This window comes from Allobosea sp. P1_A7 (assembly GCF_056406775.1).
In genome coordinates, this window is the sequence record NZ_JBFTZN010000052.1 from 20940 (window position 1) to 32748 (window position 11809).

At 66.0% G+C, this 11809-nt stretch carries 15 protein-coding genes; 6 read left to right on the forward strand and 9 right to left on the reverse strand.

Annotated elements, in window-relative coordinates; translation table 11 throughout:
- Positions 1-120: 120 nt before the first annotated feature.
- Complete coding sequence (locus AC1D34_RS11555; protein ID WP_441479394.1) at positions 121-327, forward strand: TOBE domain-containing protein; 207 nt, start codon at positions 121-123, stop codon at positions 325-327.
- Between the two features lie 5 nt (positions 328-332).
- Entirely contained in the window at positions 333-827 is a 495-nt protein-coding gene (tsaA, locus tag AC1D34_RS11560; RefSeq protein WP_441489870.1) for a tRNA (N6-threonylcarbamoyladenosine(37)-N6)-methyltransferase TrmO, read from the forward strand.
- On the opposite strand, the gene AC1D34_RS11565 is transcribed toward tsaA, so the two are convergent.
- The 5 genes from AC1D34_RS11565 to AC1D34_RS11585 form a co-directional block, all read right to left on the reverse strand.
- Entirely contained in the window at positions 824-1342 is a 519-nt protein-coding gene (locus AC1D34_RS11565) for a cupin domain-containing protein (protein ID WP_441489871.1), read from the reverse strand. The two genes, tsaA and AC1D34_RS11565, sit on opposite strands and share 4 nt — an antisense overlap.
- Positions 1343-1395: 53 nt before the next feature.
- Entirely contained in the window at positions 1396-2187 is a 792-nt protein-coding gene (locus AC1D34_RS11570; RefSeq protein WP_441505844.1) for an ABC transporter ATP-binding protein, read from the reverse strand.
- A 7-nt stretch (positions 2188-2194) separates the two neighbouring features.
- Entirely contained in the window at positions 2195-3187 is a 993-nt protein-coding gene (locus AC1D34_RS11575; protein WP_441505843.1) for an ABC transporter substrate-binding protein, read from the reverse strand.
- A 68-nt stretch (positions 3188-3255) separates the two neighbouring features.
- Positions 3256-4080, reverse strand: a complete 825-nt coding sequence (locus AC1D34_RS11580; RefSeq protein ID WP_441505842.1) for an ABC transporter permease — start codon at positions 4078-4080, stop codon at positions 3256-3258.
- On the reverse strand, positions 4077-4928 hold the full coding sequence (locus tag AC1D34_RS11585; protein WP_441505841.1) for an IclR family transcriptional regulator: 852 nt from the start codon (positions 4926-4928) through the stop codon (positions 4077-4079). Before AC1D34_RS11585 ends, AC1D34_RS11580 begins: the two co-directional genes overlap by 4 nt.
- Positions 4929-5044: 116 nt before the next feature.
- Here AC1D34_RS11585 and AC1D34_RS11590 point away from each other — a divergent pair, with 116 nt between their 5' ends.
- Positions 5045-5743 (forward strand): hypothetical protein, encoded by a 699-nt coding sequence (locus tag AC1D34_RS11590; protein WP_441505840.1) that lies wholly within the window; start codon positions 5045-5047, stop codon positions 5741-5743.
- Entirely contained in the window at positions 5743-6522 is a 780-nt protein-coding gene (locus AC1D34_RS11595) for an SDR family NAD(P)-dependent oxidoreductase (RefSeq protein WP_441505839.1), read from the forward strand. Before AC1D34_RS11590 ends, AC1D34_RS11595 begins: the two co-directional genes overlap by 1 nt.
- Positions 6523-6642: 120 nt before the next feature.
- Here AC1D34_RS11595 and sseA read toward each other — a convergent pair whose 3' ends face one another.
- Positions 6643-7500: a 3-mercaptopyruvate sulfurtransferase gene (gene sseA, locus AC1D34_RS11600; RefSeq protein ID WP_441505838.1), complete on the reverse strand. Its 858-nt coding sequence runs from the start codon at positions 7498-7500 to the stop codon at positions 6643-6645.
- A 39-nt stretch (positions 7501-7539) separates the two neighbouring features.
- Positions 7540-8256 (reverse strand): alanyl-tRNA editing protein, encoded by a 717-nt coding sequence (locus AC1D34_RS11605; protein ID WP_441505837.1) that lies wholly within the window; start codon positions 8254-8256, stop codon positions 7540-7542.
- A 199-nt stretch (positions 8257-8455) separates the two neighbouring features.
- On the opposite strand from AC1D34_RS11605, the gene AC1D34_RS11610 reads away from it, so the two are divergent.
- Positions 8456-9253, forward strand: a complete 798-nt coding sequence (locus tag AC1D34_RS11610; protein ID WP_441505836.1) for an SDR family NAD(P)-dependent oxidoreductase — start codon at positions 8456-8458, stop codon at positions 9251-9253.
- On the opposite strand, the gene aac(3) is transcribed toward AC1D34_RS11610, so the two are convergent.
- Positions 9222-10070 carry an aminoglycoside 3-N-acetyltransferase gene (aac(3), locus tag AC1D34_RS11615; protein ID WP_476770036.1) on the reverse strand — a complete coding sequence of 283 codons (849 nt, stop codon included), beginning with the start codon at positions 10068-10070 and terminating at the stop codon, positions 9222-9224. The two genes, AC1D34_RS11610 and aac(3), sit on opposite strands and share 32 nt — an antisense overlap.
- Positions 10071-10129: 59 nt before the next feature.
- The gene (locus AC1D34_RS11620; RefSeq protein WP_441505834.1) at positions 10130-11062 is read right to left on the reverse strand and encodes a LysR family transcriptional regulator; all 933 of its coding nucleotides are present in this window, start codon (positions 11060-11062) and stop codon (positions 10130-10132) included.
- Between the two features lie 71 nt (positions 11063-11133).
- On the opposite strand from AC1D34_RS11620, the gene AC1D34_RS11625 reads away from it, so the two are divergent.
- Positions 11134-11809 (forward strand): hypothetical protein (locus tag AC1D34_RS11625; RefSeq protein WP_476824268.1); only part of this gene is annotated, 676 nt, incomplete at its 3' end.

The following is an 11809-nucleotide window of genomic DNA, read 5'->3' on the forward strand; positions in this document are numbered from 1 at the left end:
TCCCTCGAAATCGCAATCGCTGTGCATCGTGGAATATAGCGATCGTTGCGTGGCGTCGAGAGCCGTGTCAATCACCATGAGTGAGGGGATGGCCCTCCGGACATGCTGAGGAGAAAGCTCGTGAAGATCAGCGCCCGCAATCAGCTCAAGGGAAAGATCGTCGAGATCACGAAGGGCGCGACGACCGCCCATGTCCGCATCGACATCGGCGGAGCGATCGTGACCTCGGCCATCACCAACGCAGCGGTCGACGAGCTCAAGCTCACGGTCGGGCAGCAGGCCTACGCCGTGGTGAAGGCCTCCGACGTGATGGTCGCGATCGACTGACGGCGATGGTGCGCGAGAACGAGATCCGCGACCACGAGGTTGCGGTCGCGCCGCCCGTGGCGAGCGATGCCGGACTGGTCTTCATTGGCAGAATCCGGACGCCGTGGAGTTCTCGGTTGACCTGCCCGCGCCAGGGGCGGATCGATGGGCCGCTCTGTCGGATCGAGCTGTTCGAGCCCTGGGATGCGGCGCTTGCCGGGATCGAGCGCTTCGAGCGCCTGGAGGTGCTGTACTGGCTGCACCGGTCCCGACGCGACCTCGTGCTTCAGAGTCCTGCAAGTGACGGGCAGACCCACGGCACTTTCGCGCTTCGCTCCCCCGTCAGGCCCAATCCGATCGGCACCTCGATCGTCACGCTGGCCGCCCGGGAGGGGCCGGTGCTGCTGGTCCGTGGGCTCGATTGTCTCGACGGGACGCCGCTGCTCGACCTCAAGCCCGACCGCACGCTGTTCACGGCGATCGCGCCCGCTCAGCCGGGCGATTTCGAGGTCGGCGGTTAGTCTCGGGAGCCGCCGCCCGGTGGGTGCTTGTGGATCGGGTCGATCCAATAGACCTCTTCAGGCGCCTCGACCGGGTCGACATCGGTGATGTTGACCACTACGGCCTCGTTGTCGGAACGCACCAGCACGCATTCGAGAGGCTCGTCCGGATTGGCGTTGATCTCCTGGTGCGGCACGAAGGGCGGCACGTAGATGAAGTCGCCCGGCCCGGCCTCCGCGACGAATTCGAGCCTCTCCCCCCAACGCATGCGGGCCTTGCCGCGCACGACATAGATCACGCTTTCCAGCTCGCCATGATGATGCACACCGGTCTTGGCATTGGGCTGGATCGAGACCGTGCCGGCCCAGATCTTTTGCGCACCGACCCGGGCGTGGTTGATCGCAGCCTGCCGGAACATGCCAGGCGTCTGGGCGGTGTTGGGATCGAGCTTGTCGCCGGTGATGACGCGCACGCCGTCATGTTTCCAGCGTGGCTCGTCATGGTCGTGCGAATGCGGGTGATCGTGCTCGGCCATCGCAGGCTCCTTCCATCCGGGAAGGCTAGTCCGATGGGCGCTGCTGGCAAGCCTCAATACCGGATCACGCCAAAACGCCTGAAGGCGTCGTGGATGCGGTCGGCATAGGCGTTGAAGCTCGGGTAGTCGCCGAGATGGGCGGGGCGTAGCCGCGGCAGCTCGATCGCGATTTCGTCGACGATGCGCCCGGGTGTCGGCGACATCACCAGCACGCGGTCGGAAAGGCCGATCGCCTCGTCGATGCTGTGGGTGATGAACACGACCGTCTTGCCGGTCTCCAGCCAGAGCATTTCGAGATCGTGCCGGATCTGCGTGCGGGTGATGGCGTCGAGGGCGCCGAAGGGCTCGTCCATCATCAGCACCGACGGATTGTGGATCAGGGCCCGGGCGAGCGAGACGCGCTGGCGCATGCCGCCCGAGAGCTGCTTCGGATAGCGATCGACCGCATGCGAGATGCCGAGCTTGGCGAAGAGATCGAGCGCACGGGCGCGTGCCGGCGCCAAGGGCAGGCCACGGATCTCGGCCTGGAGCATGACGTTCTCCAGAGCGGTCCGGAACTCCAGCAGCAGATGGTCCTGGAAGACGATGCCGATATCGGTGAGCGGTTCGGTCAGTGTCCGGCCGTCGACCAGCAATTCGCCGGCGCTGACCGGCATCAGCCCGGCCGCCATGAGCATGAAGGTGCTCTTGCCACAGCCGGAAGGGCCGATCAGGCTGACGAATTCGCCGCTCCGGATATCGAGGGTGAGACCGTCGACGGCGGTGAAGCTGCCGAAGGTCTTGATGACGCCGCGTCCCTGGATGGAGGCGGCGCCGGAGCTCGGGGCTTGAGTCGCGAGGCTCATGGAATCCTCAGGAACAGGCTGGTGCCGAGGCGGGCAGCAGCTCGGTCGAGTAATAGTCTGTGATCGGCTTGTCCTTGGGCAGACCGAGATATTGCGTCAGCAGGTCGAAGCTGACGGTCCAGTTCTTTTCCGGAACCTTGCCGAGTGACGTCGCGCCCGGTGCGCAGAGCAGCTTGTTGACGACGTCGAACTGCGCCAGCACCTGGGCCTTCTTCACCGAAGGAAATTGCGCCACCACTGCATCGGCCGCAGCGTCGGGGTTCTTGCGGGCGGCGTCCCAGCCCTGGAGGCTCGCCTCGACGAATTTCTTGAACAGATCGGCATCGGCCTTGATCCGGTCGTCGCGGGCGATCATCGAGAGGCCGACGGTCGGCACGCCGACATCGCGATAGAAGATGTCGCGCACCTTGAAGCCGCGCTCGCGAATCTGGATCGAATGGAAATCGGCACCGCCGAGGATGGCGTCGACCTTCTTTTCCAGCAGCGCGCCGACAAAGGCGCCGGGATCGATATTGATGATGTCGAGCTTGGTCTTGTCGATCTGGTTGCTGGCCAGGATCGCATCGAGCAGCGTCGTCTGGGCCGTGCCGGGCTGGACCGCGACCTTCTTGCCGATCAGGTCCTTGGGGGAGGCGATGTGGCTCTCTTCGAGCGAGATTATGGCAAAGCCGTTGGTCTGCAGAACCGGGGCGATGATCTTCACCGGCGCGCCCTTAGTGCGCAGCTGCATCGCGGCAGGCGCGTCGGCGAAGCCGATATCGGTCTGGCCGGTCGCGACCATCTGCGCAGTGGTGCCTGAGCCTTTGCCTTCCTCGATGGTCAGGTTGATGCCGGCCTTCTCGTAGAGACCGAGTTGCTTGGCCATCATGAAGCCGGCATTGGGCGCTGCGGCGAGGAAGTTCAGCGTGATCTTCATCGGCTTGCCGGCGCCCTGAGCGAAGGCGGTCGTGGCGCTGAGCGCGATCAGTGTTGCTGCGGCGATGAGACTGCGGCGGTTCATGTTGGTTCCTCCCATGATCATTGTCCGGTGCCCCGGTTCGAGCCGGGTATTTCTTGGTCTTGGATAGGTCAGCCCTTTCGCTGCCAGGGCATCAGCAGCACTTCGAGCCCGTCGACGAGATAGCTGAAGACGATGCCGACGAGGCTGAGCGCAACGAGGCAGGCGAAGATCAGCGGCATGTCGAGGAAGCTGGTGCCGCGCAGCAGCAGATACCCGAGGCCGGCATTGGCGCCGACGAACTCGCCGACGATGGCGCCGGTGGCAGCGAAGACGGCGGAGACCTTCAGGCCGGAGAAGATATAGGTCAGCGCTGCCGGCACCCGGACATAGCGGAAGGTCTGCCAGGCTGAGGCGCCCATCGAGCGCGTCAGGTAGAGCACCCGCTCGTCCAGCGCCCTGAAGCCGGTCATGCTGGCGACCAGTGTTGGGAAGAAGCAGAGCAGGAAGGTCAGCAGCACCTTCGGGAACAAGCCGAAGCCGAACCAGACCACGAAGAGCGGGGCGATCGCGATCTTGGGCACAAGCTGGAAGAAGACGATGACCGGGTAGATCGCCTTCTCCAGGATCTTCACGGAGACGATGATGTAGCCGAGCGGGATCGAGATCACCGCCGCCATCAGGAAGCCGAGCACGATCTCATTGGCGGTCACCAGCGTGTGCTGGGCGATCAGGGCCCGGTCGATCCAGAGCCGCTCGAAGAAGGCGCTCGGCACGGGCAGGATGTATTCCGGGATGCCGGCCATCGGCACGAACCACTGCCAGGCGAGCAGCAGCACGGCAAAGCTGGCAAGAGGCCAGGCAATCGCGGAGACCCAGGCGTGGGCAGGGCCGGTGGCCGGAACAGGTGTCGCGGAGGATGCCGCGGCAGGCGCGATGGCACCATCGTTGCTCATGCCTGGATTCCTGTCTGGAGGAGAGGGCTCGGCCGGCCATTCAGCGAAGGGCTCTGCAGCGATGAACTCTGGCGACGGCGCAACGGCCAGATCTCGGCCATCTCGACTGCGGCCCTGTGCAGAGCGTCGGCAATCGAGCCATGGCGCGCGACCTGCATCCGGGCCGCAGGGCCGGCGACGCTCAATGTGCCGGCGATCGGCGCCTCGGCTCCAGGCGCGGAGCGAAAGGTCGTCGCCATCGCCACAGTGCCGATCTCGCCTTCCTCCACGGCGAGTGCAAAGCCGCGCTGCCGCGTCTCGGCGAGATGGCTGCGCAAGGCCTCGACGCCGGTGACGGCATTGGGACCCGTGCGCCCCTCCGCCTGAAAGCCGCGCGCGCAAACGATGCGAAGCGCCTGGTCTTCGGGCAGGGAGGCGAGCCAGGCCTTGCCGGTCGCCGTGGCATGCAGGACGATTTCCGAGCCCATTGGCGGCTCGTAGCGCAGGCCGGCGGTCGCGCCCTGCGACCGCGCGATCCAGACCAGATTCTCCCCCTCGACCACGGCCAGGCGACAATATTCGCCCGTCGCCTGGGCGAGCCGGTCGAGCACGATCTGACCGGCATCGGGCAGATGACGCAGGTCGAGATTGCGGAAGGCGAGGAGCGAGAGCTTCAGGGTCAGCGCATAGGCGCCGCTAGCGGGATCCTGCGCGACAAAGCCGCGCTCGGCGAAGGTGGTCAGCAGGCGGTGGGTCGCACTGGCAGGCAGGTCGAGCCGCTCGGCGAGGGCGCCGAGATCGATGCCGGCGGGTTCGCCCGACAGCATTTCCAGCATCTTCAGCGCGCGGTCCACCGCTGCGATCGTCACCGTTCCACCCTCATATCTTCTTTTTGGAATAGCATTCCATTTCGGAATTTGATTTCGTATATGAGCGAGGACAGGCCGAGTCAACGGCCCTGCGATGGCTGGAGAGGGGAGCGACCATGAGTTTGGCAGGCGAGGGGGCGGTCGCAATCTGGCACGACATCGCGCCGGAAGGACGCGAGGTCTTCTATGCCTGGCATGGTCAGGAGCACATGCCGGAACGGGTCGGCATTCCTGGATTCCTGCGCGGCCGGCGCTATGTCGCCATTGAGGCCGATCTCGAATTCTTCAATCTCTACGAGGCGCTGAGCGTCGAGGTTCTGAAGGGACAGGATTACACGGCACGCGTGAACGCGCCGACACCCTGGACCCTTGCCGCGGTCAAGCATTTCCGCTCGGTCGCCCGCTCGATCTGCCGGGTGGCGCATAGCGCCGGGCCGGCGCAGGGTGGGCTGATCGCGACGCTGCGCTATGATGTGCCGGACGTGCAGGCGGCGGAACACAAGGCTGCCTTGCTTCGGCAGCTGGTTCCCGATCTGCTGGGGCGACCGGGCGTCGCCGGCGTGCATGTGCTCACCGCCGATGCCGAGGCGAGCGGCGTCGCCACGGCCGAGCAGAAGGCGCGTGGCGTCGCCAATGCCGTCCCACGCTGGGTGTTGCTGCTCGAAGGCTGGGGAGACGAGGCGGAATTCGTGAGCTTGGCCAAGGTGGAGCTCGCGGCTGAGAAACTCACGGCGCTTGGCGGCGAGGGGCCATTCGATCTAGGGCTCTATCGTCACCAGATCACCCGAACCAAGACTGCCTGGAGTGCGGGCTAATGACTGCGACCTACGAATTCGGCGGGCGCCGCGCGATCATCACCGGTGGGGCTGGCGGGCTCGGGCGTGGCATGGCCAAGGCGCTGATGGATGCCGGCGCCGAAGTCGAGCTCTGGGACATGAGCGCGTCGGCGCTGGCGCAGGCGCGGTCGGAACTCGGCCCGGCCATCAGCGTCCGGGAGGTCGACATCACGAATGTGGCGGCGGTCGAACATGCCGCCGATACCGTCTTTACCGGTGGCCGGGTCGATATCCTCGTCAACAATGCCGGTGTGCTCGGCGAGGTCAAACCGGTCTGGGAAACCTCGCCGGAGAATTTTCAGCGCGTGCTGCAGGTGAACCTGTTCGGAGCCTATCTCGTGACGCGTGCGGTCGTCGGGCGCATGCGGGCACAAGCAGCGCGCCACACCGCACAGAACCCGCACCCGTTGCGCGGCCATGTCGTCAACATTGCTTCGATCCAGGGCAAGGAAGGCATGGCGATGGCGGCTGCCTACAGCGCCTCCAAGGCAGGATTGATCGCGCTGACTAAGAGCGTCGCCAAGGAAACCGCACGCGACGGCATTATCGTGACGGCGATCACGCCGGCCGCTGCCGAAACCGCGATGGCCAAGGAAATCTCGGCCGAGCGCCGCGCAGACATCCTTGGCCGTATCCCGATGGGCCGCTTCGTCGAGATCGAGGAGGTGGCCAGAATGGTGCTCTGGCTCTCCTCCGACGAGTGCTCCTTCTCGACCGGGGGCATTTTCGATCTGTCAGGCGGCAGAGCGACTTACTGAGTCAAACTCCAGCGCTTTCTTAGATCGTCGGATCGGATCTGGTGTCCGGTCCGACGACCCAGCCTTCTGCGTTTGGATCGGCTTTCCCGAAAGCCGCAATCCAGTTTTCGAGCCGGTGCTTTAGCTCTTCCTGGCCGGCCCCGTTGCGATCGCCCGGTCGCTCGCGCCCCATTCGGCCCAGGAGCCGTCATAGATGGCGCGCGCCGGTTTGCCGATGGTCTCGAGCGCGGTCGAGAGGATCGCGGCCGAGACGCCCGAGCCGCAACTGGTGATCATCGGCTTGTCCAGATCGACGCCAGCCTCGGTGAAGGCGGCAGCGATCGCCTCCGGCGAACGGAGCCTGCCATCGGCGATGATTGCCGGGAAGGGCAGGTTGAGCGAACCCGGCATATGGCCCGAGCGCACGCCGGCGCGCGGCTCCGGCGCCTCGCCGCGGAAGCGGTCGGCCGGACGGGCGTCGACGACCTGGATCGCAGCGCCATTCAGCGCACGCTCGACATCGCCGGCATCGGCCACGGCGGAGTGGTCGAGACGGGCGGTGAAGGTGCGGGCGGCGCGGGTACGGGGCGGGCCTTCCTCGATCGGGCGACCTTCGGCCTGCCATTTCGGGAAGCCGCCTTCGAGGATGACGACGTCCTTCGCCCCGAAGGTCTTGAAGGTCCAGCGGACGCGCGCGGCCGAGAACAGGCCGAGCCCGTCATAGACCACAATGCGCATGCCGTCGCCGATTCCCATGGCGCCGACAGCGGCCGCGAAGGCATCCGGCCGCGGCAGCATGTGCGGCAGATCGGACTTGGCGTCCTTCACCGTATCGATGTCGAAGCGCACCGCACCAGGAATGCGCCGTGCCGCGTATTCGGCGGCGGGATCGCGGGCATGCACGGGGAGATACCAGGAGCCGTCGACCACCACGATATCGGGCGCGTTCAGGCGCTCGGCGAGCCATTCGGTGGAGACGAAAACATCGTTGCTGGCCATGGTCGGCGTTTCCTGCTGATGAGGCGAAGTCTGGCGGGCTCAGGCAAGCGCGATGCGCACGCGCCTGTTCTGCTTGCCCTTCTTCTCGATATCGGTGATCGCAACAACACCGATCTCGGAGGTGTTGCGGACATGGGTTCCGCCGCAGGGCTGGAGATCGATGCCTTCGATCGAAACCAGCCGGACGCGACCGGACCCGCGCGGTGGCTTCACCGACATGGTCTTGACCAGGCCGGGATTGGCGTCGAGCTCCTCGTCGGTAATCCAGCGCTCGCTGACGGCGGCATTGCGGGCGATCAGCGCGTTCAGCTTCTCGCCGATCTCCGCCTTGTCGAGCCCGCCTTCCGGAATGTCGAAATCGAGACGGCCGTCGCCATCGCCGATCGAGCCGCCGGTGACGGGGAAGGGCAGCACGACGCTGAGCAGGTGCAGGGCCGTGTGGATTCGCATGCGCTTCAGGCGGCGCTCCCAGTCGAGCAACAGGGTGACAGTGTCGCCGGGCTGAGGTGCGGCCTGGCCCTCGAGCGGCACATGGATGACGCGGCTCTTGTCCTCGGGGTCGTATATCGTGGTGCCGATGGCGATCTCGCTGCCGTCGGCGAGGCGGATCCGCCCGGCATCGCCCGGCTGGCCGCCGCCGGTGGCGTAAAACACCGTGCGATCGAGAACGATGCCGCCGCGCTCGTTCAGCGCCTCTACCTTGGCCGGGGTCTCGGCGAGGTAGGAGTCCTGGCGGAAGAGCAATTCTGTCGGCATCGGTCGTGGTCCTGATTCATCTGCGGCTGGCGCTGCGGCCGGCAGACTGCACCGATTGCGTGGCGTGCGCCACATGCCATGACGCCGTGTGGGGATTGCGGCGATCGAGGCGCTGCAGAAGCGGGACGGGCAGGGCGGCAAGGTTGCGCCGATCACTTGTGGGGCTGTATGTCCGGGAGGCCTCTCGTCCGGAGAAACCATGTCATTGCCGCGCATGCAGCCGCAGGACGGCGTCGCCTGGGTCACCGGCGCGAGTTCCGGCATCGGCGAGGCCGTCGCACTCGAACTGGCCGCTCGCGGGTGGACGGTGGCGATCACGGCGCGACGGCTGGAACAACTCGAAGAACTCGCACGACGCGCGACCGGATTGCCCGGTCGTATCGTTGCCCATGCCGGCGACGTGACGGATGCCGCAGCCATGCGCGTGGTGGTCGATGCCATCGAGAGCGTGCATGGGCCGATCGCGCTGGCCTTCCTGAATGCCGGCGTCGCGCCAGTCACCCGACCCGGCGTGTTTGACATCGCGGCTCTCGAGGCTGCTCTGGCGGTCAACACCCTTGGAGCAGCCAAGGGGCTGGCCGCCGTGCTGGAGCGGATGAAGCCGCGGGGCCGTGGCCATATTGCGGTCAACGCCTCGATCGCCGGTTTCGGCGGCCTGCCGAGAGCCGCCGCCTATGGCGCTTCCAAGGCGGCGACGATCTACATGTGCGAGGCGCTGAAATTCGACTGCGACAGGCTCGGCATTCGTCTTCAGGTCGTCAATCCGGGCTTCGTCGATACGCCCCTGACGCGCCAGCACGATTTCTCGATGCCGCTCCTGATGACCGAGGCGGTTGCAGCAAAACGCATCGTCGACGGCTTCGCGCGCGGCGGCTTCGAGATCAGCTTTCCACGCCGGCTGTCATGGGCGGTGAAGCTGATCAACCTGTTGCCCTACCCGGTCTATTTCCGGGCGATCGGGTGGTTTACCGGCCGGGCGAAGCGAGAGCAGGCGTAAGCTGCCCGCCGAAGCGGCTCTCCAGCCAAGCGACGCCGAAATGGGTGATCGCCGCAGCGTCGACGAGGATGCTTGCTGCGGCGCCGATCTGTCCCTGCCGACCCTGTCCGGAGGCAAGGAATGCACCGACGATCTCGGCAAAGTAATCCTCATCGAGCCCGGCGACGATGGGATCGCCCGTGTCGAATTCCTCGATCATCCGCCACAGCGTGCCGGATGCGGTCGCGAACGGGACTTCCCGGCGCAGGATGCGCTTGCCCGGGATCTGCGCGAGGTGTTCGGCGTGATGCAGCAGGGTCAGCGTGTCGCGGGGGGCGCCGACCATGAGAACCTTGCCGCCGATGGAGACGAGCTTCGCCAGCGGAGAACCTTCGCCATAGCCATAGTCGAGCGGGTGATCCTGCGTGATCCAGTCCGCCCTGGCACCGAGTGCTGCAACCGACGCGCCGGGATTGCCACTGCGTTTCGCGCCGGGGGTGGTGCGCAGGAATTCCGGCAGCACGCCATTGTCGCGAATGGCACGTGACGACGCCGGATCGAAGGGCGGGAGATGCGCGCGCCAGGTTTCGGGAACGCGGCCCTCATCGTCGAGCAGGTCGTCATAGGCGCCGTCCCAGTCGGTATAGGCCAGCAGCGTTCCCTGAGCGCCGATTGTGTCGAGCAGGGCGCCGATCAAGGCATCGGGACCGTTCAGCAAGCGTCCGACGCGGCTCATCGCGGCATGGACCATCACGGTGTCGCCGGGCTGCAGGCCGAGGCGCTGGAGGTCCGCACGCAGGGCCGCGCGGGTGAGGAAGGCGGGGAGTGTGTCCGACATGCGAAATTGATCCGGCGCTGACTCAACGTCATGGCCGTGACGGACGATTGTGGCGCGTTTCAGATTGTCCGGCAGGTTTTGACGATGAGATCGACGAACCATTGCATCGCCGGGTTCGACGTTGCGCGCAGTCCATGCACGAGGTCGATCGCGAAAGCCGGAACCTCGTAGGGTAGGGGAAGGATCGCCACGCCTGCCACGTCGGCAAAGCGCAGGGCGATTCGCTCCGCCATGGTCGCCACGAGATCAGTCCCTGCCAGTACAAAGGGCACCGCCACGACATGCGGAAGCGTGACCGCGACCCTGCGCTTGTGTCCGTGTTCCGACAGAATGGCATCGACGGCACTCGGTGAGCCATCGCCTCCCATCGACGAGAACAGGACATGGGGGAGGCGCACGAAATCAGCACGGTCGAGCGAGATGCCCGGAGCTGCGCGGGATGCATCGCGAACGCAGGTGAAGCGCTCCATCAGCAGGAACTGCCGGGTTGTGCGGGAGGAGGCGGGCAGATGGCCGCCGATCAGGGCATCGACCTCGCCGCGTTCCAGCCGCGCCAGGCTCTCGACCGCATCGGTGATGGGACGCACGGTGAGATCGACCCCGGGCGCGTCGCGCCGCAGCGCTTCGACAAGGGCCGGCACGATGACGAGGTCGCCGTAATCCGTCACTGCGATGGTGAAATGCCTCCGTGCCGAGCCTGGATCGAAGCCCGGCCCGGAATCCAGCGTTCTGCGAATCTGTTCCAGCGCCTCGCTGACCGGTCGGGCCAGGGCAAGCGCCCTGGCGGTCGGCTGCATGCCCTCGGCCGTCCTGACCAGCAGGTCGTCGTCGAACAGGGCTCGCAGGCGCGCCAGCGCGCTGCTCATCGAGGGTTGTGCCAACCCGATGCGCTGCCCTGCGCGGGTCACATGGCGCTCCTCCATCAGGGCCTCGAAGGCGACGAGGAGATTGAGATCGATCGCAGCCAAATTCATGGCGACGATTATGGTCATGCCGATAATCGATTTCCAAGATGGCGATATGCCTGCCTATCGTCTGCGCCCCAGGCAAACGGGCGTGTCTCATGCGATCCAATCTTCCGCGCCTGATCCCGCGCGGGCCGACATTGCTGGCGCTCGGCGTCATGCTCGGGCTGATTTTTCCCACGCTGGCCGAGCTGGCGCGCCCGCTGATGCCGGCGGCGATCTTCCTGATCGTGCTCGGGACGCTGCTGCGGATCGACATGATCGCGGTGGTCGCCGTGATCCGGCGTCCTTCGCTGTCGGTCTTCCTACCCTGCGTCGCGATGATCGCATGTCCGATCCTCGCAGGCATCGCCGCGCATCTGATCGGCCTTGCCCCTGAGCTCGCACTGGCGCTGGTTCTGGCCAGCTCAGTGCCACCGTCGAGTGGCACCGCGGCGGTCGCAAGAATGCTGGGGCTGGATGGTGCGGTGCCGCTGGTCGTCACGCTCCTGTCCATGGCGCTGGCGCCCCTCACCATACCGTTGCTGGCAAGCTGGTCCGGCGGGCTCTCCGTCGCGCCTCTTGACCTCGCGCTGAGGCTTGCGCTGCTGATCGGAGGGGCTGAGGGCGTCGCGCTCATCCTGAGGCGGCACGCCGCAGCCGCGCTGGCTGCCCATGGCGCCGCGGTCGATGGCATCACTGTCGCAGCATTGCTGGTCTTCGCTCTGGCGACCATGGCCGGCATGCGCAGCCAGATCGAGAATGATCCTCAGGCGGCCATCATCTGCCTGGCGC